This is a genomic window from Stenotrophomonas sp. NPDC047960 (assembly GCF_043204395.1).
Lineage (GTDB): Bacteria > Pseudomonadota > Gammaproteobacteria > Xanthomonadales > Xanthomonadaceae > Stenotrophomonas.
The window spans coordinates 371,357-394,011 of sequence record NZ_JBIDBX010000002.1 but is presented as its reverse complement, the minus strand read 5'-3'; the positions used below and the strand labels follow the sequence as shown (position 1 = coordinate 394,011).

Here is a 22,655-nt window from a genome sequence, read left to right as displayed (position 1 = left end):
GCGTTCACCCCGATCGTCAATGCACCGGAAGTGGCCATCCTGGGCGTGTCCAAGTCCTCGATCCAGCCGGTCTGGAACGGCAAGGAATTCGCTCCGAAGCTGATGCTGCCGTTGTCGCTGAGCTACGACCACCGCGTCATTGACGGTGCGCTGGCCGCGCGCTTCACCACGTACCTGTCGCAGGTGCTGGCCGACATGCGGCGCGTGCTGCTGTGAGGCAGCGCCTGGCGGGCGTTGCGGTGATATTGGCCGCCCTGGTCGTTGCGCCCGGCGCATCCGCCGCGTGCACGACCGATCTCGGCCGCGGCTGGCCGCCGGCGGTGGGCAACTACGGCCAGGCCGTGGAAACCCTGTTCGACGGCAAGGCACAGCCCGCGCTGGCGCTGACCATCCTGCCCAAGGGCGGGGTGGAAACCGGCGTGGCGCTGCTGCCCGGCAGCCAGGACCAGGCGTGGACCCTGCGCTACAGCCAGGCCGACAAGCGCGTGTACAACTGGAACAACAGTGCGCGCGGGGGTGGCCTGGAGCTGCGCGTGGACCAGGAACCGGACCAGTATCAGGTCGCCATCCCCGCCGCGCTGGCCCAGCGCCTGGTGCGCAGCTGGCAGGCCGCCCTTGAATCGGGCGTGCCGGCCGGGCGCAAGGCGCCGGTGACCGATGGCGAGGTGCTGTCCTTCCAGGTGGCGGGTGAGCGCTACAGCGGGCCCCGCTGGGAGTGCGGCGCCGGCAGGTTGATGATGAAACAGGTGGCGCTGCTGATCGAAGCCAGCGACACCAAGGAAAAGAAGCTCGACCGTCGCTGGCAGGATCTGGACGAGTCGCTCGACGAACTGCAGCAACTGCTCGCCGGCAACGCCGGCTGAGACCCAGGAGAACAACAATGGCCGCTATTGAAATCAAGGTTCCCGACATCGGCGATTACAGCGCGGTGCCGGTGATCGAACTGCTGGTCGCCGTGGGCGATACGGTGAAGAAGGACCAGGGCCTGGTCACGCTGGAATCGGACAAGGCCACCCTGGAAGTGCCGTCTTCGGCGGCCGGCGTGGTCAAGGAAATCAAGGTCAAGCTCGGCGACACGCTGTCCGAGGGCGACGTCGTGGTGGTGCTGGACGCCGAAGGCGCCGCTGCCGCACCGGCCGCACCTGCGGCCGAAGCGCCGAAGGCCGCCGCGCCGGCCAGCAAGCCGCCGGTGACCCCGTCGCACCGCGCCCCGGCCGAACCGGCCGCGCCGCAGCCGGCGCTGTCGTCGGGCAAGCCGGCCGACATCGAATGCCAGATGGTGGTGCTGGGGGCAGGCCCGGGCGGTTACACCGCCGCGTTCCGCTCCGCCGACCTGGGGGTGGATACGGTGCTGATCGAACGCTACGCCAGCCTGGGCGGCGTGTGCCTCAACGTGGGCTGCATTCCGTCCAAGGCGCTGCTGCATGCCGCCGCGGTGATTGATGAAGTGGCCCACGCCGGCGATTTCGGCGTGGAATTCAGCGCCCCGAAGATCACCCTGGACAAGCTGCGCGGCTACAAGGAAAAAGTGGTCACCCAGCTGACCAAGGGCCTGGCTGGCATGGCCAAGCAGCGCAAGGTACGCACGGTGCAGGGCGTGGCCACCTTCGTCTCGGCCAATGAGCTGGAGATCGTCGGCGACGACGGCAAGACCCAGCTGCTGCGCTTCCAGCAGTGCATCATCGCCGCTGGCTCGCAGGCGGTGAAGCTGCCGAACTTCCCGTGGGACGACCCGCGCGTGATGGATTCCACCGACGCGCTGGAGCTGGCCGACATTCCCGGCTCGCTGCTGGTGGTCGGTGGCGGCATCATCGGCCTGGAAATGGCCACCGTGTACGCCGCACTGGGCAGCAGGGTGACCGTGGTGGAGTTCATGGACCAGCTGATGCCCGGAGCCGACAAGGATCTGGTCAAGCCGTTGGCCGACCGCCTGAAGAAGCAGGGCGTCGAGGTCCACCTCAAGACCAAGGCGTCCGGCGTGAACGCGGACAAGAAGGGCATCACCGTGACCTTCGAAGCCGCTGCCGAAGGCGAGAAGCCGGGCCTGGAGCAGGGCAGCTTCGACCGCGTGCTGGTGGCCGTGGGCCGTTCGCCGAACGGTAAGAAGATCGGTGCCGAGAAGGCGGGCGTGGGTGTTACCGAGCGTGGCTTCATTCCGGTGGACCGCCAGATGCGCACCAATGTGCCGCACATCTTTGCCATCGGCGATATCGTCGGCAACCCGATGCTGGCCCACAAGGCCACGCACGAGGGCAAACTGGCGGCCGAAGTGGCTTCGGGCGAGAAGAAGGAATGGGTTGCGCGGGTGATTCCGTCTGTGGCCTACACCAACCCGGAAATCGCCTGGGTCGGCGTGACCGAGACCGAAGCCAAGGCGCAGGGCCTGAAGGTCGGCGTGGCCAAGTTCCCGTGGGCCGCCAGCGGCCGCGCGATCGGCATCGGTCGCACCGAAGGCTTCACCAAGCTGATCTTCGACGAGGACACCCACCGCATCATCGGCGGCGCGATCGTCGGCGTGCATGCGGGCGACCTGCTGGCCGAGATCGGCTTGGCGATCGAGATGGGCGCCGAAGCCGAAGACATCGGCCACACCATCCACGCCCACCCGACGCTGAGCGAATCGGTGGCGATGGCCGCGGAAATCTACGACAGCACGATCACCGATCTGTATATCCCGAAAAAGAAATAAAAGAAGCCCGGCGAAAGCCGGGCTTTTTTTATTCCGGTAGCTCACGACCGTTGGTCGTGAGACCGATTCCAACAAAAAACCCGGCGAAAGCCGGGTTTTCTGTGCGGTAACACACCAACCAACGGTTGGATCAGAACGAAACGCTGATGCCGGCCACGGGGCCCTTGAACTCCTGCTTCAGGCCGATGGTGCCATCGCTGCCACTCTGGTCGACGTCCAGGCGGAACCAGTCGTAGCCGGCAAACATGCCGAAATTGTCGGTGAACTTGTAATCGACGATCACGTTGGCACGGGTCAGGTCGCCGTCGTAGTCATCGAAGTTGCCCCAGTCGGTGTTCAGGTACTGGCCCTGCGCGGTGATCATCCACTTCTCGGACGGAGTGATGGTGAAGCGCGCACCCACCACCGGCGCCACACCGTCGGCCTTCTCATCCAGGAACTGGCCCTGGTACACGGTGCCCAGGTCGGCATAGGCCTTGGTGCTCACCTTGGCGTATTCCGCACCCAGCTGCAGGCCGAGGTCGAACTTTTCGGTATCCACCACCGAGTAGTCGTACACCAGGCTGGCCACCTGGTACTTGAGCTCGCCCTTGACGAAGCTGCCGGCCGGCACGGTTTCACCACCGAAGCTGATCCCGTCATTGAGGGTCTCGCGGCGATCCTTGTCGTACTTGAAGTAGTTGAAGATCAGACGCTGGCGGTCGCTGATGCGGAACAGGCCGTCAATGCGCGGTTCCCATTCCTTGCCACCCAGGCCGAAGTCCTCGGAGAAGCCCACATCCTGGCCCAGCACCGTGGTGTTGCCACGGATGGTGTTGTCCGAATCAATATTCATGGCGCCCAGGCGGAGCGCGAAGCGGTCGTCGCCCTCCGCGGCGCTGGCGGACGTGGCGTGGGTGAGGGCGGCCATGGCCAGCGGCAGGGCGAGCAGGGGAAGCAGACGCATCGTGGGTGTCCTTGCAGTGATTCGATGGAATGGAATCACTCTGCCCGAGCGTCGCGTCCACCATTCGTGAACGTATGGTGGACGGCATGTGTACCGTTCATGCGGAGGCTGGCCGGACAGTGCGCTTGATCACGTTACGGCGCCAACAATGGCGTGGCCGGAAAGAGGGCGGCCCCGGAGAGAGCTCGGGGCCGCCCGGTACCGGCCTGCATCAGGGGCGTCGACGAGGATCGAATGGCAGGCCCAACCCTATGACCGGCCCTCACGACCAAAGTTCAATATGGTGCGACGCGACATGAATTGGGGCCCCCATTGGCGGGATCGGCCCCGGCTGCGGGCCAAAATCTGTGGCGATGCAGCAACTTGCGGCGTCTGGGATGAACAGGCGCAGGTTGTCTCGCAAATTGTCCCGTTGCTATAATTTGGCGGCTCGACGGGGCATAGGCAGTTGCAGCCCCGGTCACTCCTCCCACAACCATGCAGGACATACGTGTGCTGAACTCCGTTGACGCGGGTCGGCGACTGATGCTGCGCGCAGCGGTGTACCCGCTGGCCGCAGTGGCTGTCCTGGCCCTGGCCTTTCTGCTGCTGGCAGGTCCCAAGTACGCGCTCGGCGCGCTGGCCTCGGGCGTGGCGGTATCGGCAGGCGGCTGGGTGGCGGCGCGGATGGCGCTGGGGGGCGGAGTGCAGGCGGCAGGTTCAGCGATGTCGCGGCTGATCCTGGCGGTGGTGGCAAAGTGGGCACTCGTATTCGGTGTCCTGGCGGTGGGTTTCGTGGTCTTCAAGCTGCCTGCACTGGCGCTGCTGGCCGGAATCGCCGTCGGACTGATGTTCCAGGTCCTGGCTCTGGCCAGGCGCTGATCCAATTTATTTAACTCAAGGTTCCGGACACATGGCAGGCGAGGCGCTTACACCCACCTCCTACATCCAACATCACCTGCACAACCTGACGTTCCACATGCAGGAAGGTGGTTTCTGGGCAATTCACGTCGACACCATTGTGACCTCGGTCCTGATGGGGTTGTTGATGGTGTTTGGCTTCTGGATGGCCACCCGCAAGGCCACGGCCGGAGTGCCGGGCAAGTGGCAGGCGTTCGTGGAGATCTGCCTGGAATTCGTTGACCGCCAGGCCAAGGACACCTACCACGGCACCAGCAAGCTGGTGACCCCGATCGCGATCACGATCTTCTTCTGGATCCTCCTGATGAATCTCATCAAGATGATCCCGGCCGACTTCATCGCGCTGCCGCTGGAAGCGCTGGGTATCCCTTACTGGAAGCCGGTTCCGACCGCCGACGTCAATGCCACCCTGGGCATGTCGATCAGCGTGTTCTTCCTGATGCTGTTCTTCGCGCTGCGTGCCAAGGGCCTGGGTGGTTTCACCAAGGAATTCCTGACCGCGCCGTTCGGCAAGTGGATGATGCCGTTCAACCTGATCCTCAACATCGTCGAGTGGCTGAGCAAGCCGATCTCGCTGGCGATGCGACTGTTCGGCAACATGTTCGGCGGCGAAATCGTGTTCCTGCTGATCTGGGTGCTGGGCAGTGCCGGCATCATGGGCGCCATCGCAGGCGGTGCCTTCGGCCTTGGCTGGATGCTGTTCCACCTGCTGGTGATTCCGCTGCAGGCATTCATTTTCATGATGCTGTCGATCGTGTACCTGAGCCTGTCGGAAGACGCTCACTGAGTTTCCGCTTCACCCTTCATCCGTTTCATTACCCTTAGCTACTTAAGTTTCCGGAGATAACCCATGTACTTTGCCGTCCTGACCAACCTCGCCCAAGTCCAGAGCTCCACCGTCCTCGCCGTCGGCATCATGATCGGCCTGGCCGCGCTGGGTGCCGGTCTCGGTCTGGCCATCATGGCCGGTAAGTTCCTGGAATCGGCTGCCCGCCAGCCGGAACTGATCCCGGTGCTGCAGGTCCGCATGTTCATCACCGCCGGCCTGATCGACGCCGCGTTCATCATCTCGGTCGCCGTCGGCCTGCTGCTGGCCTTCGCCAACCCGACCATCGCTGAGTTCGTTGCGCGTCTGCCGGCTGCTGGCTGATCCAGCGAAAGCGAAACGATCAGGCGCCTTGAGCGCCTGATCGCGGATGAAGGAACGGATGCGCCGCTCCTGCGGCGCATCCACCCCATCACCCCAGATTGAGCGAACCCCATGGAAATCGGTTTTACCCTCGTTGCCCAGGCACTGGCGTTCGCCGGTCTGATCTGGATCATCGCGACCAAGATCTGGCCGCCGCTGATGAACGCCATCGAAGAGCGCCAGCAGAAGATCGCTGAAGGGCTCGCTGCTGCCGATCGCAGCCAGAAGGATCTGGCGCAGGCACAGGAAAAGGTCAACGAAGCATTGAAGGATGCGCGCACCAAGGCCAACGAGATCATCGACCAGGCCCATGCCCGCGCCAACCAGATCGTTGATGCTGCCAAGAATGAAGCCATCGTCGAAGCGAACCGCCAGAAAGAACTGGCCCACGCCGAGATCGAACTGGCCGCCAACCGTGCCCGCGAAGATCTGCGCAAGCAGGTGTCCGTGCTGGCCGTGACCGGTGCCGAAAAGCTGCTCAAGCGCGAAATCGACGCCAACGCCCACAAGGCGCTGCTCGACGAGCTGGCCTCGGAGATCTGATCGATGAGCCAGGCCCTCACGCTTGCACGCCCGTATGCCCGCGCCGCGTTCGCGACCGCGCGCGACGAAGGCACGTTCGCGCCGTGGTCGGACGCGCTTGCGTTTTCCGCCCACGTAGCCGCCGATCCGCGCGTGTCGGCCCTGCTGTCGAACCCGGAGCTGGGCCGTGACGATGCCGTCGCGTTGCTGGCGCCGGAAAAGGCAGGCGAGTCGTTCGGTCGCTTCCTGGCCATCCTGGCCGAAGCGCACCGGCTTCCCTTGCTGCCGGAAATCGCAGGTATGTACGACCAGCTCCGTGCTGAAGCCGAACACGTGGTGAAAGCCACGGTGACCTCGGCCGCCGAGCTGTCCACCGCTGAGCTGGACGCCATCAAGGCCGCGCTGCGCAAGCGCTTCGGCCAAGAGGTCGACGTCACCACCGCCATCGATGCGTCGCTGATCGGCGGCGCGGTGATCGACGCTGGCGACGTGGTGATCGATGGCTCGCTCAAAGGCAAGCTGTCGCGCCTGCAGACCGCGCTCGCTAACTGAATTCATTTAACGTCCGGCGTGATCGCCGGCACTAGGACTTGACGATGGCAACCACGCTCAACCCCTCCGAAATCAGCGAACTGATCAAGAACCGCATCGAGAAGGTCAAGCTGGCCGCGGAATCGCGCAACGAAGGCACCGTGACCAGCGTGTCCGACGGCATCGTGCGCATCTTCGGCCTGGCCGACGTGATGCAGGGCGAAATGATCGAACTGCCGAACAACACCTTCGCCCTGGCCCTGAACCTGGAGCGCGACTCGGTCGGCGCCGTGGTCCTGGGTGGCTATGAGCACCTGCGCGAAGGCGACGTGGCCAAGACCACCGGCCGCATCCTGGAAGTGCCGGTCGGTCCGGAACTGCTGGGTCGCGTGGTCAACGCCCTCGGCGAGCCGATCGACGGCAAGGGCCCGATCGCTGCACAGGCCACCGCGCCGGTGGAGCGCGTTGCCCCGGGCGTGATCTGGCGCAAGTCCGTCGACCAGCCGGTGCAGACCGGCTACAAGTCCGTCGACTCCATGATCCCGATCGGCCGCGGCCAGCGCGAGCTGGTCATCGGTGACCGCCAGACCGGCAAGACCGCCCTGGCCATCGATGCGGTGATCAACCAGAAGGACACCGGCATCAAGTGCGTGTACGTCGCGATCGGCCAGAAGGCGTCGACCGTGGCCAACATCGTGCGCAAGCTGGAAGAAAACGGCGCCCTGGCCCACACCGTGGTCGTGGCCGCCACCGCCTCCGAATCGGCTGCCATGCAGTACATCAGCGCCTATTCGGGCTGCACCATGGGTGAGTACTTCATGGACCGCGGCCAGGACGCCCTGATCGTGTACGACGACCTGTCCAAGCAGGCCGTGGCCTACCGCCAGATCTCGCTGCTGCTGAAGCGCCCGCCGGGCCGTGAAGCCTACCCCGGTGACGTGTTCTACCTGCACTCGCGTCTGCTCGAGCGCGCAGCCCGCGTTTCGGAAGAGTACGTGGAGAAGTTCACCAACGGTGCCGTCAAGGGCCAGACCGGTTCGCTCACCGCGCTGCCGATCATCGAAACCCAGGCCGGCGACGTGTCCGCGTTCGTGCCGACCAACGTGATCTCGATCACCGACGGCCAGATCTTCCTGGAAACCGACCTGTTCAACTCGGGCATCCGCCCGGCCGTGAACGCCGGTATTTCGGTGTCGCGCGTCGGTGGTGCGGCCCAGACCAAGATCATCAAGAAGCTGTCGGGCGGCATCCGCATCTCGCTGGCCCAGTACCGCGAGCTGGCTGCGTTCGCGCAGTTCGCCTCGGACCTTGACGAAGCCACCCGCAAGCAGCTTGAGCGCGGCCAGCGCGTCACCGAGCTGATGAAGCAGAAGCAGTACGCCCCGATGTCGATCGCCAACCAGGCGCTGTCGATCTACGCCGTCAACGAGGGTTACCTCGACGACGTGCCGGTCAACAAGCTGCTGGCCTTCGAAGAAGGCCTGCATGCCCACTTCGCCAACACCCAGGGCGAACTGGTCGGCAAGGTCAACGCCACCGGCGGTTGGGACAACGACATCGAAGCGGCCTTCAAGAAGGGCATCTCCGAGTTCAAGACCACCGGCAGCTGGTAAGCCGCTTCGTGGGGTGGGGAGTGTTTCCCCGCTGCGCAAACGACAAAGCGGGGCATGGCCCCGCTCTACGGGAATAAGAGATGGCAAGCGGACGCGAAATCAAAACCAAGATCAAAAGCGTGCAGAACACCCGCAAGGTGACCCGCGCGCTTGAAATGGTCTCGGCCTCCAAAATCCGCAAGGCGCAGGAGCGGATGAAGACGTCGCGTCCGTATGCGCAGGCGATGAAGCAGGTGATCGGCCACCTGGCCCAGGCCAGCACCGATTACCAGCATCCGTTCCTGGTCCAGCGCGAGCAGGTGAAGCGCGTGGGCTACATCGTGGTCTCTTCCGACCGCGGCCTGGCCGGTGGCCTGAACAACAACCTGTTCCGCAAGATGCTCGGCGACGTGCGCGAGTGGCAGGACAAGGGCGCCGAGATCGATCTGGTGACCATCGGCCAGAAGGCCTCCACCTTCTTCCGCCGCGTCAAGGTCAACATGGTCGGCAGTGTCACCCACATGGGCGACGTGCCGCACCTGGAACAGCTGATCGGTGTCATCAAGGTCATGCTCGATGCCTTCTCCGAAGGCAAGGTCGACCGTGTGTACCTGGTCTACAACCGCTTCATCAACACGATGACGCAGAAGGCCAGCTTCGACCAGTTGCTGCCGTTGCCGGCGGCCGAGAAGCAGGTTGCACACCACGACTGGGATTACCTGTACGAACCCGACGCCGCGACCGTGCTCGAGCACGTGATGACGCGTTACGTCGAATCGCTGGTGTACCAGGCAGTGCTGGAAAACGTCGCGTCCGAGCATGCAGCCCGCATGGTCGCGATGAAGTCGGCCAGTGACAACGCCAACAAGCTGATCGGAACCCTGCAGCTGGTCTACAACAAGGCCCGCCAGGCAGCGATCACCCAGGAAATTTCGGAAATCGTCGGCGGCGCGGCAGCAGTCTGACGCGCGCAGTCAAAGCATTTAAATTAGAGGATGCAGCAATGAGTCAGGGCAAGATCGTTCAGATCATCGGCGCCGTCGTCGACGTGGAATTCCCCCGCGAGTCGGTGCCGAAGGTGTACCACGCGCTGAAGGTGGACAACACCGACATCACGCTGGAAGTGCAGCAGCAGCTCGGTGACGGCGTGGTCCGTTGCATCGCGCTGGGCTCCACCGACGGCCTGAAGCGCAACCTGGTGGCCACCAACACCGAACGCGCCATCTCGGTGCCGGTCGGTGCAGGCACCCTGGGCCGCATCATGGACGTGCTGGGCCGTCCGATCGACGAGGCCGGTCCGGTGACCGCCAGCGACAGCTGGGAAATCCACCGTGAAGCGCCGTCGTACGAAGACCAGTCCCCGGCCACCGAGCTGCTGGAAACCGGCATCAAGGTCATCGACCTGATGTGCCCGTTCGCCAAGGGCGGCAAGGTCGGCCTGTTCGGCGGCGCCGGCGTCGGCAAGACCGTCAACATGATGGAGCTGATCAACAACATCGCCAAGGCGCACAGCGGCCTGTCCGTGTTCGCCGGCGTGGGCGAGCGTACCCGTGAGGGCAACGACTTCTACCACGAGATGAAGGACTCCAACGTCCTGGACAAGGTCGCGATGGTGTACGGCCAGATGAACGAGCCGCCGGGCAACCGCCTGCGCGTCGCGCTGACCGGCCTGACCATGGCCGAGTACTTCCGCGACGAGAAGGACGAAAACGGCAAGGGCAAGGACGTGCTGCTGTTCGTCGACAACATCTACCGCTACACCCTGGCCGGTACCGAAGTGTCGGCACTGCTGGGCCGCATGCCGTCGGCCGTGGGTTACCAGCCGACCCTGGCAGAGGAAATGGGCGTCCTGCAGGAGCGCATCACCTCGACCAAGAACGGCTCGATCACCTCGATCCAGGCCGTCTACGTGCCGGCCGATGACTTGACCGACCCGTCCCCGGCGACCACCTTCGCCCACCTGGATTCGACCGTGACCCTGTCGCGTTCGATCGCCTCGCTGGGTATCTACCCGGCGGTGGATCCGCTGGATTCGACCAGCCGCCAGATGGACCCGCTGGTCATCGGCCACGAACACTACGACACCGCCCAGCGCGTCCAGCAGACCCTGCAGAAGTACAAGGAACTGAAGGACATCATCGCCATCTTGGGCATGGACGAGCTGTCCGAAGAAGACAAGCAGGCCGTGTCGCGCGCCCGTAAGATCGAGCGCTTCTTCAGCCAGCCGTTCCACGTGGCCGAAGTGTTCACCGGCTCGCCGGGCAAGTACGTCTCGCTGAAGGACACCATCCGTGGCTTCAAGGCCATCGTCGATGGCGAGTACGACCACCTGCCGGAACAGGCGTTCTACATGGTCGGCAGCATTGAAGAAGCGGTCGAGAAGGCCAAGAAGATGGCTGAGAAGGCCTGATCATGAGCACCATCCGTTGCGACATCGTCAGCGCCGAGCAGGAAATCTTCCGTGGTGAAGCGACTCTGGTCGTGGCTACGGGTGAGCTTGGCGAACTGGGCATCGCGCCCAAGCACGCCCCGCTGATCACCAAGCTCAAGCCGGGCAAGGTGGTGGTCACCCTGAGCACGGGTGAGCAGCTGGACTTCGCCATCTCCGGCGGCATCCTCGAGGTGCAGCCGCAGGTCGTGACCGTGCTGGCCGACACCGCGATCCGCGCACAGGACATCGACGAGTCCTCGGTCCGCAAGGCCAAGGAAGAAGCCGAGCGCATCCTGGCCAACCGCGGCGAAGCGATGGAAGTGGCCGAAGCCCAGCAGAAGCTGGCCGAAGCCGTGGTCCAGCTGCAGGCGCTGGAGCGCCTGCGCAAGACCCTCAAGCACTGAGTTCCAGCGCTTACCGCTGCATCGACAACGCCGGCTTCCGCCGGCGTTGTTGTTTCCGGCGCCCCGGAAAGCGGCACGTTGACGGCCGGCGTTCTAGAATCGCAGCCGTCACCTTTGATCAGCTTCCCTCACATGACCCAAGCCCTGCACGTCATCATCCTCGCCGCCGGCGCTGGCAAGCGCATGAAGTCCGACCTGCCGAAGGTCCTGCAGCCGATTGCCGGCCGCCCGATGCTGGCGCACGTGATCGATACCGCCCGCCAGCTGCGCCCCGACGCCATCCATGTGGTGTACGGCCACGGTGGTGAAGCGGTGCGCGCGGCGTTCGCCGACCAGCCTGACCTGCAGTGGGCCGAGCAGAGCCAGCAGCTGGGCACCGGCCACGCCGTGCAGCAGGCCATGCCGCAGGTGCCCGATGCTGCCACGGTGCTGGTGCTGTACGGCGACGTGCCGTTGATCCGGGTTGATACCCTGCAGCACCTGCTGTCGCAGCCGGGTCGGCTGGCGGTGCTGGTGGCCGACATGGTCAACCCGACCGGCTACGGACGGATCGTGCGCAATGCTGAAGGCAAGGTCGGCGCCATCGTAGAGCAGAAGGATGCCAGCGAAGAACAGCTGGCCATCCGCACCATCAACACCGGCATCATCACCGCCGAATCCACGGCGTTGCGTACCTGGCTGTCGCAGCTGTCCAACAGCAACGCGCAGGGCGAGTACTACCTGACCGACGTGTTCGCTTCCGCAGCGCGCGACTACACCCCGGCCGACATGGCCTTCGTCGTCGATGCCCAGGAGGCGGAAGGTGCCAACGATCCCTGGCAGCTGTCGCAGCTGGAGCGTGCCTGGCAGCTGCGCGAAGTGCGTGCGCTGTGCGGCCAGGGGGCGCGCGTGATCGATCCGGCGCGCGTGGATATCCGTGGCACGGTCACGGTGGGGCGCGACGTGCAGATCGACGTCAACGTGATCCTGGAAGGCACCGTGGTGCTGGGCGACGGGGTGAGCATCGGCCCGTTCACCCGGCTCAAGGATGTCACGCTGGCCGCCGGTACCGTGGTCAAGCCGCATTGCGACCTGGACGGTGTGGTCAGCGAGGGCGCGGCCGAGATCGGCCCGTTCGCGCGGCTGCGTCCGGGCACCGTGCTGGCCGAGGGGGCGCATGTAGGCAACTTCGTGGAGACCAAGAAAGTGCACCTCGGTGCCGGCAGCAAGGCCAACCACCTCACCTACCTGGGTGATGCGGTGATCGGCAGCAAGGTCAACATCGGCGCCGGCACCATCACCTGCAACTACGACGGCGTGAACAAGTCGCAGACCACCATCGGTGACAACGCCTTCATCGGCTCCAACAGCTCGCTGGTGGCCCCGGTGACGATCGGACAGGGCGCGACGATCGCGGCGGGTTCGGTGATCACCCGCAATGCGCCGGAAGGTGAGTTGACCGTCGCGCGCGCGCGCCAGCAGACGATTGAAGGCTGGCATCGCCCTACCAAACGTTGACGCGTGACGACCAACGGTCGTCACCTACCGCTGGCAGCTACGCCGCAACCGGCAGGTACCCACCGTTGGTGGGTAGACCGCACCGGGTAGGTGCCCACCGTTGGTGGGTACGCTTTACCCAGGCAGGAAAATCGCCACGCACAACCCGCCCTCGCGGCGGTTCTGCAGCGATATGCGGCCACCGTGGGCTTCGACGATTTCGCGGGTAAGCGCCAGGCCCAGCCCGGTGCCATTGCGCTTGGTGGAATAGAACGGCATCAGCGCGTTCTGCAGCACCGCTTCGTTCATGCCCTTGCCACGATCCAGCACTTCAAGCCGCAGCCACTGCGGCAGGCGAGTCAGGCGCAGCTCCACGTCATCGTTGGGTGGCTCGGCTTCGTTGCATGCCTCATGTGCGTTCTTGAGCAGGTTCAACAGCGCTTGGCCGAGCTGGGCGATGTCGACGCGGCCCTCCAGGTCATCAGGAATATCAGCCATGCGGAATGGAATCTGCAGCTGCAGGCCGGCCAGAAACTGTTTCCACTGCACGTTCTGCAGCTGCGGCTGCGGCAGCTTGGCAAAGCGCGCGTAGCCGCGGATGAAACCCTCCAGGTGCCGCGAACGGTCCTCGATGGTGGCGAACACCTCTTCCAGGCGGTCGATCTTGCCGCGCCGGACCAGCTCGCCGCCCGAATGCGCCAGAGACGCAATGGGGGCCAGCGAGTTGTTGAGTTCGTGGCTGATCACCCGGATCACCTTCTTCCAGGTCTGCACTTCCTGTCGCCGCAGCTCGGCGGTGAGCAGGCGGATCAGCAGCAGGTCGTGCGGGCGCCCGTTGAGATGGAAGCTGCGCCGCGACAGGTGGTAGACCTGCTCGTCATCGTCGTCGGCCTCATCATCCACGTCGCCGGCGCCGCTTACCGCGAACAGGCTGTCGCCGCCGCGCTCGATGGCGTCGCGCAGTTCCACCGGCATGGTTTCGAGCACGTTCTGCATGGCCTGGCCTTCCAGTTTCCAGCCGTTGTGCAGCAGCTTGCGTGCGGCCAGGTTGGAGAACACCACACGCTGCACGCCGTCACCACCGTTGGCCAGCAGCAGCATCGAGACCGGCGTGTTCTGCACCATGGTGTCCAGCAGCAGCTCGCGCTGCACCAGCCCCTGGCGTTGTTCGCGCAGCACATCGCCCAGCTCGCGGTGTGCCTGGACCAGGTCGCCCAGCTCATCATTGCCCGGCCAGTACACGCTGAAGTTGTATTCGCCATCGCGGTAGCTGCTGGTGGTGCCCGACAGCGCCCGCAGCAGCGAGCGTACCGGCGCGGTCGCGCGACGCAGTGTCCACCACATGAGTACCAGCAGCGCCACGCTCGACACCAGCGCGACCAGCCAGCCCCGGTCCATCCAGTAGGCCAGCAGCCACGGCCCGGCCGCAGCCAGCGCCAGCACCGGCAGCAGGCGCAGGAACAGGCGGAAGGTGAACGAGGTGCGCTTCATTCGCGCGGAATGCCGTAGCGATCCATGCGGCGGTACAGGGCCTGCCGACTCAGGCCGAGTTCGGCTGCGGCCTGGGCAATGATGCCGTGGCTGTGCGACAGCGCCGATTCAATCCGGCTGCGGTCCGGATCGGCGGTAGGGGCAGCCGCACGGGGCGCGGCAGCGCGTGGCAGGTTCAGGTCTGCCACTTCAATGCGCGGCCCCTGCGCTAGCAGGCCGGCGCGCTGGATCACGTTGCGCAGCTCGCGCACGTTGCCCGGCCACGCATGGCGCTGCAACGCGCTGGCGGCGGCATTGGACAGTGGCTTGCCATCGCCCAGGAAGCGTTCGGCCAGCGGCAGGATGTCGCCCGGGCGCTCGGCCAGCGGTGGCAATGCAAGTTCCACCGTGTTGAGGCGGTAGTACAGGTCTTCGCGGAACTGGCCGTCGCGGATCATCGCCGGCAGGTCGGCGTTGGTCGCGCTGATCACGCGTACCTTGACCTGACGCTCGCGGTTGGAGCCCAGCCGCTCGAATCGCCCGGTTTCCAGCACGCGCAGCAGTTTCATCTGGCCGCCCAGCGACAGGTTGCCGATCTCGTCGAGGAACAACGTGCCCCCATCAGCGGCCTCGAACTTGCCTTCGCGCGCTTTGTTGGCGCCGGTGTAGGCCCCGGCCTCGGTGCCAAACAGTTCGGCTTCAATCAGTTCGGAGGGAATGGCGCCGCAATTGAGCGCCACGAATGGACCCTTGGCGACCAGCGAATTGGCCTGGATGATCTCGGCGATCTTCTCCTTGCCTGCGCCGTTGGGCCCGGTGATCAGTACGGGCAGCTCCGAGCGCGCGACCTGGCAGGCCAGGCTCACCACGCGCTCGCTGGCCGGGTCGGCCACCACCGCGCCGCGCAGGTCGTAGCGCGCTTCCAATGCGCTGCGGTCACGCTGCTCGCGCGCACGGCGGCGGTCGAGTTCACGGCGGGTCTCAGACAGCTCCAGCAGGTTGTTGACCGTGGTCAGCAGCTTGCGGTCGTCCCACGGCTTGGCCAGGTAGTCGGCCGCGCCGGCCTTGACCAGGTCCACCGCACTGCTCAGGTGGGTCCAGGCGGTGAGCAGGATCACCGGCAGATCGGGGTGGCGTCCGCGGATCTGCTGGAACAGCGCCTCGCCTTCTTCACCGGAGGTGGTGTCCTCGGTGAAATTCATGTCCTGGATGACCAGGTCCACCGGTTGCTGCTCCAGCAGCGCCAGGCCTTCGTCCGGCGACAGCGCGTGCATGGCGTCGATGTCGTGGAGCGAGAACAGGACCTCCAGCGCGGTAGCCACGCTGGCGTTGTCGTCAATGATCAGGATCGAAGGCATGCGGCAACGAAAGACCGGAAAGTAGGCAGAGAGTACCCGAGCGCCGGGCCCCCCGGCAGGGTGGGGCCCGGAAACCGCTTACGGACGGTCCGGCGGCGAAGGCGGCGCCGGAGGCCGCGGTGGCGGTGGCGGCTGCACCGCGCGCCATGCCGCCGTCGGCACGCTGATCACCTGGTCGCGACCGGCGCGGCGCACCGTGACCGGCACGCTGGGTTTGTCACTGGCAGACAGCGCGTCGGTCAGCTCACCCACCTTGTGTACGGGAACCCCGTCCACGCGCAGCACCTGGTCGCCGGCCTGAACGCCGAAGCGGCCGGTCGGCGTGGCGGCGGTGATGCTGACCGTGCCCTGTGCGGAAGCGATGCCCAGCCGGGCACCATCCTGGCGCCAGTCCATGCGGGAGGATTCGGTGCGGGTGCCTTCGGCGCAGGCCGTGCTGCTGAGCAGCAGCAGGGCAGCAAGCGCGATGCGGATCGAGGAAGCTGTCATGTCATGCGCTCCGGGTGGCAACGGCTGGCGGCACGGCTGCAGCGCGGTGGGCGGGGCCGAACACCGCCACCTGGCCAAGCAGCCACAGCAATGCCGCGCCGATGGGCAGGTAGGTGATCGGCATGCGCGGCAGCTCGTAGGCGCCCATCAGCCACAGGTTGATCGAATACGCCAGCAGCATGCCCAGCACGATACCCACGGTGGCCAGCAGGAAGTTCTCGGTCTGGAAGTAGCGCAGGATCTGCCCACGGGTGGCGCCCAGCGCACGGCGGATGCCGATCTGCTTGGTCCGCTGCTGCACCCAGAAGCTGGCCAGGCCGACGATGCCCAGCGCGGTGACCACCAGCAGCGCAACGCACACGGTGATCAGCAGGCCGACCATGGCGCGGTCGTTCTGGAAGTATTTCTCGCGCTGTTCGGTGTAGGTGAGCTTGGCGCGCACCATGCGGCTGGTGTCCACCTTCTCCAGCGCGGCCACGGCGGCGGTGAGCACTTCCTGGCGGCGCGCCGCATCGGTCACCCGGATCAGGTACGTGCCCACATCGTAGTTGACCCGCACCGGCAGGATCATCGAATAGCCGGTGTCCGACTCCACCGTCACCGGGCGCGCCAGTTCCTTCACAACGCCTACGATGCGCAGCGGCATGCGCCCGCTGTAGATGGTCTTGCCGACCGCCTGCCCATCGGGGAACAGCTTGTTGGCGGCCTTGCTGCTCAGGATCACCGCAGAGCCGCGCTGCTCGATGGTGGTGTCCTTCTCGACGTCTTCCAGGTTGGCGAACTCGTCGCCTTCGAAGTCGCGGCCGGCTACCAGCTGCAGGCCCATCGTATCCAGCGTACCTTCCATCGAGAAGTACTGCGCGGCGTTGAAGTTGGGGCGTTCCTGATCGGGGATCAGCGACAGGCTGGTATTCCAGGAGTTGCGCCGGAACGGCAGCTGGTTGATCGCCACTGCGTTCTTGACCCCGGGAATGGAACGCAGCGCGGCCAGGTCCTCACGGGTACGCGCCGTGGCGTTGACCTGGGTGCCGATGCCGCCCAGGCGCACTTCAAGCAGTTCCTGCTCGGCAATGCCGCTGGGCTGGTTGATCTTCTCAAGGCGCTGGCCGATCAGGAACAGCGCGTTGCAGACGATCGCGCAGGTCAGCGCGATCTCCAGCACGATCAGTGCGGCGGCGGTCTTGTGCCGGCGCAACGTGCTCAGGATGGGTCGGATATCCATGGTGTGCTCCGGAACCTTACTGCGATTTGAGTTGGATGGCGGGCGCGACCTGCATGGCGCGCAGCGCCGGCAGGAAACCGGCCAGCAGGCTGGCGGCCAGGGTCAGGCCGAAGGTGAGCAGCAGCATCCTGCCGTCCAGCGTGGCCAGCTTGGCGTAGTCCACCGGCTGCTGGCGCACCGCGTACAGCCCCAGCAGGGCCAGGCCCAGACCCAGCACGCCACCGGCCAGGCCGACGGTGCCGGCTTCGACCAGCGACTGCAGGAAGATCTGGCCACGGCTGGCGCCCAGTGCGCGGCGCACGCCGATCTCGCCACTGCGGCGCAGGAACTTGGCCAGCAGCAGGCCTACCGTGTTGATCAGGCACACCGCCAGGAAGCCCAGGGCCAGCCACAGCTGCAGGCGAACGTCGCTGGGCACCACCTGCTTGAAGTCCAGCCACTCCATCACGTTGCGCAGGCGGACGTTGGACGGGCGCTGGAAGCGACCTGCGGCTTTCTGCTGCGCCGAGTAGTTCTCCAGATAGGCGCGGTAGTCGCCGGCATCGGCCGGCGAGGCCAGCTCCACCCAGTACTGCATCCACACGCACGGCGCGTTCAATGCGGTTTCTTCGCCGTTGGCGTTGTCCCAGCAGTTCATGTTGCCGTTGCGGCCAAAGTTCAGGTCCAGCGCGGTGAACACCGGCACGAAGATGTCTTCGCTGTCGCCGTAGCGGCCGGTTTCCAGGTCGTAGAAGTGCGGGTTGGGATTCCATTCGTCCAGCACGCCCACGATGTTGAAGGTGTGCCCATCCATGCGCAGTGGCTTGCCCACGCTGTTCTGGCCGTTGAACAGCTTCTCGTTCAGCGCCTTGGAGATCACCGCCACGCGGCCACGGCCTTCGTCCTGGTCGGCTTTCCAACCTTGGCCGTACTTGAACGGTGCATCGAACATGGTGAAGAAATCGGTGGAGGCATAGCGCGCATCGGTGGTGAACGGGCGCAGGGTGCTGCTGTCCGGTTCCACGGTGACGCCACCGCCGGTCATCAGCACCTGGTGCTTGGCCTTCTTTTCGCGCAGCAGGGTTTCGCCGTCGAAGCGGGTGACCTGTTCTTCGGGTTCCTCGCTGGGCTGGTAGCCGATCATCGGGCGCGGATCGACCTGCACGTTGAACAGGCGGTCGCTCTTCTGCGGAATCGGATCACCCGACAGCACATGGAACACGGTCAGGGTGGTCATGGAGGCGCCGATGCCCAGCGCGATGGCGATCACCATCAGCGCGGTCAGCACCTTGTTGCGCCGGAAGCTGCGCAGGGCCAGTCGGAAATAGTAGGCGAGCATGGTGGCGGGCCTCAGTCGTTGAGCGTGGCGACGGCAACGCGCGGGGTGGCCAGCACCGGTTCGCGCACCAGGTCGGTGGCCTGGCCATCGACGATGTGCACGTTGCGCTGGGCACGCGCGGCCAGTTCCGGGTCATGGGTGACCATGACGATGGTGGTGCCGGCGGCGTTGATCTCTTCCAGCAGTTCCATCACCCCACGGGCCATCTGGCTGTCCAGGTTGCCGGTCGGTTCGTCGGCCAGCAGCAGGCGAGGGCTGCCGGCCAAGGCGCGGGCGATGGCCGCGCGCTGCTGCTGGCCGCCCGACAGTTCCGAGGGGTAATGCTTCATGCGCGAGCCCAGGCCCACCTGGCCCAGCGCACGTTCGATGCGCTGCCTGCGCTCGCTGGCCGGCATGCCGCGGTAACGCAGCGGCACGTCGACGTTGTCGAACAGGTTGAGGTCGGAGATCAGGTTGAAGCCCTGGAAGATGAAACCGATCTTCTGGTTGCGCAGGCGGCTGCGGGCGTCGTCGCCCAGTTTGCTCACGTCCTGCCCATCGAGCATGTAGGTGCCGCTGGTGAAGGTTTCCAGCAGGCCGGCGATATTGAGGAAGGTGGTCTTGCCCGAACCGGACGGGCCGGTCACCGCGACGAACTCACCCTCGCGCACGTGCAGGTCCAGCGAACGCAGGGCATGGGTTTCCACCTGTTCGGTGCGGAATACTTTGGCGACCGAGCGCATCTCGAGCATGGCTGTTTCCTTGGTTGGAGAGGTGAGGGTGATCAGTTGATGGAGACGGATTCGGCATCGCCGAACAGTTCAGCGCCGGAGACAACCACGCGGTCGCCGGGTCGCAGGCCGGACAGGATTTCCACTTCGCCCAGGCTGCTGACACCCAGCTGCACCGGACGGCGGATCGCGGTATTGCCCTCCATGACGTAGGCCTGGCCGTTGCCCTGTTCCACGAACGGGCCACGTTCGACCTTGATGACGTTGCGGCGGGTATCGAGCACGATCCGCGACTGCATGCGCTGGCTCTGGCGCAGGCCCTGCGGCTGCTTGTCGGTGAAGCGGATGCGGGCGTTCACTTCGCCGGCCACCACTTCGGGCGACACCGCGCTGATCTCGCCCGGGAACGGCTGGCCGTTGCCGCTGGTGAGCTGGGCCGGAATGCCGATCGACAGGTCGCGGGCGAAGCTTTCCGGCACCTTGATCTCGATTTCGAAGCGCGACAGGTCGACCACGCCCAGGATCGGGGCGTTGGCCGCCACCTGGGTGTGCTGGGTGGCCTGCACCTGGCCTACCTGGCCATCGAACGGCGCGCGCAGGGTCAGCGCGTCCACCTGGCGCTGCACTTCCTCCACCACCGCGCGCTGGCGGTCGGCCAGCAGGCGCTTGTTGCGGGCATCCAGGTCCGCGCCCTGACCCTGCAGGCGCGCGTCGGTCCGGGCATTGGCCAGGGAAATGTCGGCCTTCTTCAGGCTGTCGTTGGCCTTGGCCAGGTCGATCTGCGGTACCGCGCCACCGTCGTAGCCGCGCTGGTAGCGCTGCAGGTCGCGTTCGGCGGCCTGGCGCTCGATGTTGGCCTGGTCGGTTTCCTTGCTGGCCTTGGCCCGCGCCAGGGTGGCATCGAGCACGGCGCGGCTGGCTTCGGCTTCCAGGCCGGCCAGGGTGGTGCGCTCCTGGGCCAGCTTGCTGCGCAGCTCGGGGCTGTCGATCACCGCCAGCTCCTGGCCTTTCTTGACCACGTCGCCGGCCACCACCTTCAGGTCCACCGTGCCGGCGGAGATCGCGTACAGGATCGGGCTGTTGGCGGCGATCACCCGGCCATCGGCGGCCAGGTCGCGGACCAGGTCGCCCTGCTTGACCTCGGCGATGCGCACCCGCGCGCTGTCGAACGAGCGGCTCGCGCCGAGCCAGGCGCGGGCGGCAAAGCCGATCGCCAGCACCACCACCAGCGCGGCGATGCCCGGCCACAGCCAGCGCTTCCACGGCGCGGCCGTGCCCGGGGTAGAGAGGGTCTGGTCCTGTGCGGAAGTGTCGCGGATCATCGGGCTCGTTCGCGGTTGGGGATGCGATATGCCAAGCACACCGCGTGCCAACATTCCGGCCTTTGAAAACAATGGGTTGCGAAGTCTGCGCGATTGTCCGGGTGTCCGCGGACAGCGCAGCGGACACTTTTGTTAAGCGGACAGCGTCCAAGCCGTACGGCCGCCCACGCTAGAATGCGTGTTCGACAGCAGGGATCTGAATCTATGTGCGGGATTGTGGGAGCGATCGCGGATCGCGATGTGGTGCCGGTACTGATCGAAGGACTGAAGCGGCTGGAATACCGGGGCTACGACTCGTCCGGCATCGCGGTGCTGGACCAGACCCGTGCCCAGGCCGACGTGCGCCGCGTGCGCCGCACCGGGCGCGTGGCCGAGATGGAAAAGGCCGCCGTTGCCGAAGGCTTCGACGCCACCCTCGGCATTGGCCATACCCGCTGGGCCACCCACGGCGGCGTGACCGAAGCCAATGCCCACCCGCACATCAGCCACGGCGTGGCGCTGGTGCACAACGGCATCATCGAGAACCACGAAGAGCAGCGTGAGCGCCTGCGTGGGCTGGGCTACGTGTTCGAGTCGCAGACCGACACCGAAGTCATTGCCCACCTGATGCACCACAACCTCAAGAACGGCGACAGCCTGCTGTCGGCGCTGCAGCGCACGGTCAAGGAACTGACCGGTGCCTACGCGCTGGCGGTGATGAGCCGTGCCGAGCCGGACCACTTCGTGTGCGCGCGCATGGGCTGCCCGCTGCTGGTCGGCCTGGGCAAAGGCGAGAACTTCGTCGCCTCCGACGTGTCGGCGGTGATCTCGGCCACCCGCAACGTGATCTTCCTGGAAGAGGGCGACACCGCCGACATCCGCCGCGATGGCGTGCAGGTGTATGACGAACACAACCAGCCGGTGGACCGGGGCGTGCACCAGTCGGACGTGTCGCTGGCCTCGCTGGAGCTGGGCCCGTACCGCCACTTCATGCAGAAGGAAATCCACGAACAGCCGCGCGCGCTGGGCGACACCATCGAAGCGGCGATCGACGCCGGTGGCTTCCCGGCCGAACTGTTCGGCAAGAATGCCGAAAGCGTGCTGGCCGGCATCGAAGGCGTGCAGATCCTCGCCTGCGGCACCAGCTACTACGCTGGCCTGACCGCACGCTACTGGATCGAATCCATCGCCGGCCTGCCGTGCAGCGTGGAGATCGCCAGCGAGTACCGCTACCGTGCCGCGTATGCCAACCCCAAGCACCTGATCGTCACCATCTCCCAGTCCGGTGAAACCCTGGACACGATGGAGGCGCTGAAGTACGCCAAATCGCTGGGCCACCTGCACACGCTGTCGATCTGCAACGTGCCGGAGAGCGCCATTCCGCGCGCCAGCGAACTGGTCTGCTACACCCGTGCGGGCGCCGAGATCGGCGTGGCCTCCACCAAGGCGTTCACCACCCAGCTGGCCGCGCTGTTCCAGCTGACCGTGGTGCTGGGCAAGCTGCACGGCCGCGTCGATGCGGCGCAGGAAGCGGAGTACCTGGAGCAGCTGCGCTTCCTGCCGGGCAGCGTGCAGCACGCGCTCAACATGGAACCGCAGATCGCCATCTGGGCCGAGCGTTTCGCGCGCAAGAGCAGCGCCCTGTTCCTCGGTCGTGGCCTGCATTACCCGATCGCGCTGGAAGGCGCGCTCAAGCTCAAGGAAATCACCTACATCCACGCCGAGGCCTACCCGGCCGGCGAGCTCAAGCACGGCCCGCTGGCGCTGGTGGATGAGGACATGCCGGTGGTGGTGATTGCGCCCAACGACAGCCTGCTGGAGAAGGTCAAATCCAACATGCAGGAAGTGCGCGCCCGCGGCGGCGAACTGTTCGTGTTCGCCGACCAGGACAGCAACTTCGTCGAATCCGAAGGCGTGCACGTCATCCGCACCCCGCGCCATGCCGGCGTGCTCAGCCCGGTGGTGCACACCATCCCGGTGCAGCTGCTGGCGTACCACACTGCATTGGCGCGCGGCACCGACGTGGACAAGCCGCGCAACCTGGCCAAGAGCGTGACGGTGGAATAGCCATCGACCAAGGTCGATGGCGGGTAGGTAACGACCGTTG

Annotated in this window: 22 protein-coding genes; 14 read left to right on the top strand and 8 right to left on the bottom strand. The window is 65.6% G+C overall.

Going from position 1 to position 22,655, the window contains the following annotated elements:
* The 3 genes from ACGFZ3_RS07370 to lpdA all read left to right on the top strand — a co-directional run.
* Positions 1-216, top strand: a 216-nt coding sequence (locus ACGFZ3_RS07370; protein ID WP_392918524.1) for a 2-oxo acid dehydrogenase subunit E2, incomplete at its 5' end; no start/stop codon positions are given.
* Positions 217-239: 23 nt separating this feature from the next.
* Positions 240-863 (top strand): hypothetical protein, encoded by a 624-nt coding sequence (locus tag ACGFZ3_RS07365; protein WP_392918521.1) that lies wholly within the window; start codon positions 240-242, stop codon positions 861-863.
* A 17-nt stretch (positions 864-880) separates the two neighbouring features.
* Positions 881-2,689, top strand: coding sequence for a dihydrolipoyl dehydrogenase (gene lpdA, locus ACGFZ3_RS07360; protein WP_392918519.1), 1,809 nt, complete (start codon positions 881-883; stop codon positions 2,687-2,689).
* A gap of 130 nt (positions 2,690-2,819) precedes the next feature.
* On the opposite strand, the gene ACGFZ3_RS07355 is transcribed toward lpdA, so the two are convergent.
* Entirely contained in the window at positions 2,820-3,635 is an 816-nt protein-coding gene (locus ACGFZ3_RS07355) for a hypothetical protein (RefSeq protein ID WP_392918516.1), read from the bottom strand.
* A 492-nt stretch (positions 3,636-4,127) separates the two neighbouring features.
* On the opposite strand from ACGFZ3_RS07355, the gene ACGFZ3_RS07350 reads away from it, so the two are divergent.
* The 10 genes from ACGFZ3_RS07350 to glmU all read left to right on the top strand — a co-directional run bounded on the left by ACGFZ3_RS07350 (position 4,128) and on the right by glmU (position 12,701).
* Positions 4,128-4,496, top strand: coding sequence for a hypothetical protein (locus tag ACGFZ3_RS07350; protein ID WP_171966783.1), 369 nt, complete (start codon positions 4,128-4,130; stop codon positions 4,494-4,496).
* Between the two features lie 31 nt (positions 4,497-4,527).
* Complete coding sequence (atpB, locus tag ACGFZ3_RS07345; RefSeq protein WP_068854103.1) at positions 4,528-5,322, top strand: F0F1 ATP synthase subunit A; 795 nt, start codon at positions 4,528-4,530, stop codon at positions 5,320-5,322.
* A 63-nt stretch (positions 5,323-5,385) separates the two neighbouring features.
* Positions 5,386-5,685, top strand: coding sequence for a F0F1 ATP synthase subunit C (gene atpE, locus ACGFZ3_RS07340; RefSeq protein WP_145479115.1), 300 nt, complete (start codon positions 5,386-5,388; stop codon positions 5,683-5,685).
* Positions 5,686-5,796: 111 nt separating this feature from the next.
* Entirely contained in the window at positions 5,797-6,267 is a 471-nt protein-coding gene (locus tag ACGFZ3_RS07335) for a F0F1 ATP synthase subunit B (RefSeq protein ID WP_068854101.1), read from the top strand.
* 3 nt (positions 6,268-6,270) lie between these two features.
* Complete coding sequence (locus ACGFZ3_RS07330) at positions 6,271-6,798, top strand: F0F1 ATP synthase subunit delta (protein WP_392918510.1); 528 nt, start codon at positions 6,271-6,273, stop codon at positions 6,796-6,798.
* A gap of 44 nt (positions 6,799-6,842) precedes the next feature.
* Complete coding sequence (gene atpA, locus ACGFZ3_RS07325; RefSeq protein WP_068854099.1) at positions 6,843-8,390, top strand: F0F1 ATP synthase subunit alpha; 1,548 nt, start codon at positions 6,843-6,845, stop codon at positions 8,388-8,390.
* Positions 8,391-8,470: 80 nt separating this feature from the next.
* Positions 8,471-9,334 (top strand): F0F1 ATP synthase subunit gamma, encoded by an 864-nt coding sequence (gene atpG, locus ACGFZ3_RS07320; protein WP_392918507.1) that lies wholly within the window; start codon positions 8,471-8,473, stop codon positions 9,332-9,334.
* Positions 9,335-9,372: 38 nt separating this feature from the next.
* Complete coding sequence (gene atpD / locus ACGFZ3_RS07315; RefSeq protein ID WP_392918504.1) at positions 9,373-10,779, top strand: F0F1 ATP synthase subunit beta; 1,407 nt, start codon at positions 9,373-9,375, stop codon at positions 10,777-10,779.
* Between the two features lie 2 nt (positions 10,780-10,781).
* The gene (locus tag ACGFZ3_RS07310) at positions 10,782-11,204 is read left to right on the top strand and encodes a F0F1 ATP synthase subunit epsilon (RefSeq protein ID WP_392918501.1); all 423 of its coding nucleotides are present in this window, start codon (positions 10,782-10,784) and stop codon (positions 11,202-11,204) included.
* A gap of 132 nt (positions 11,205-11,336) precedes the next feature.
* Positions 11,337-12,701: a bifunctional UDP-N-acetylglucosamine diphosphorylase/glucosamine-1-phosphate N-acetyltransferase GlmU gene (glmU, locus tag ACGFZ3_RS07305; RefSeq protein ID WP_392918499.1), complete on the top strand. Its 1,365-nt coding sequence runs from the start codon at positions 11,337-11,339 to the stop codon at positions 12,699-12,701.
* A 114-nt stretch (positions 12,702-12,815) separates the two neighbouring features.
* Here glmU and ACGFZ3_RS07300 read toward each other — a convergent pair whose 3' ends face one another.
* From ACGFZ3_RS07300 to ACGFZ3_RS07270, 7 genes are all read right to left on the bottom strand, one after another.
* Positions 12,816-14,171 carry a sensor histidine kinase gene (locus ACGFZ3_RS07300; RefSeq protein WP_392918496.1) on the bottom strand — a complete coding sequence of 452 codons (1,356 nt, stop codon included), beginning with the start codon at positions 14,169-14,171 and terminating at the stop codon, positions 12,816-12,818.
* The gene (locus ACGFZ3_RS07295) at positions 14,168-15,508 is read right to left on the bottom strand and encodes a sigma-54-dependent transcriptional regulator (protein ID WP_392918493.1); all 1,341 of its coding nucleotides are present in this window, start codon (positions 15,506-15,508) and stop codon (positions 14,168-14,170) included. Before ACGFZ3_RS07295 ends, ACGFZ3_RS07300 begins: the two co-directional genes overlap by 4 nt.
* A 78-nt stretch (positions 15,509-15,586) precedes the next feature.
* Entirely contained in the window at positions 15,587-15,997 is a 411-nt protein-coding gene (locus tag ACGFZ3_RS07290; protein WP_392918490.1) for a PDZ domain-containing protein, read from the bottom strand.
* A 1-nt stretch (position 15,998) separates the two neighbouring features.
* Positions 15,999-17,219: an ABC transporter permease gene (locus ACGFZ3_RS07285; RefSeq protein WP_392918488.1), complete on the bottom strand. Its 1,221-nt coding sequence runs from the start codon at positions 17,217-17,219 to the stop codon at positions 15,999-16,001.
* Positions 17,220-17,235: 16 nt separating this feature from the next.
* Positions 17,236-18,537: an ABC transporter permease gene (locus ACGFZ3_RS07280; RefSeq protein WP_392918485.1), complete on the bottom strand. Its 1,302-nt coding sequence runs from the start codon at positions 18,535-18,537 to the stop codon at positions 17,236-17,238.
* Positions 18,538-18,548: 11 nt separating this feature from the next.
* The gene (locus tag ACGFZ3_RS07275; protein WP_392918482.1) at positions 18,549-19,268 is read right to left on the bottom strand and encodes an ABC transporter ATP-binding protein; all 720 of its coding nucleotides are present in this window, start codon (positions 19,266-19,268) and stop codon (positions 18,549-18,551) included.
* Positions 19,269-19,300: 32 nt separating this feature from the next.
* Positions 19,301-20,569: an efflux RND transporter periplasmic adaptor subunit gene (locus tag ACGFZ3_RS07270; protein ID WP_392918479.1), complete on the bottom strand. Its 1,269-nt coding sequence runs from the start codon at positions 20,567-20,569 to the stop codon at positions 19,301-19,303.
* Positions 20,570-20,773: 204 nt separating this feature from the next.
* On the opposite strand from ACGFZ3_RS07270, the gene glmS reads away from it, so the two are divergent.
* A complete protein-coding gene (glmS, locus tag ACGFZ3_RS07265) occupies positions 20,774-22,615 on the top strand; it encodes a glutamine--fructose-6-phosphate transaminase (isomerizing) (RefSeq protein WP_392918476.1) in 1,842 nt (613 codons plus the stop codon).
* Positions 22,616-22,655 lie beyond the last annotated feature (40 nt).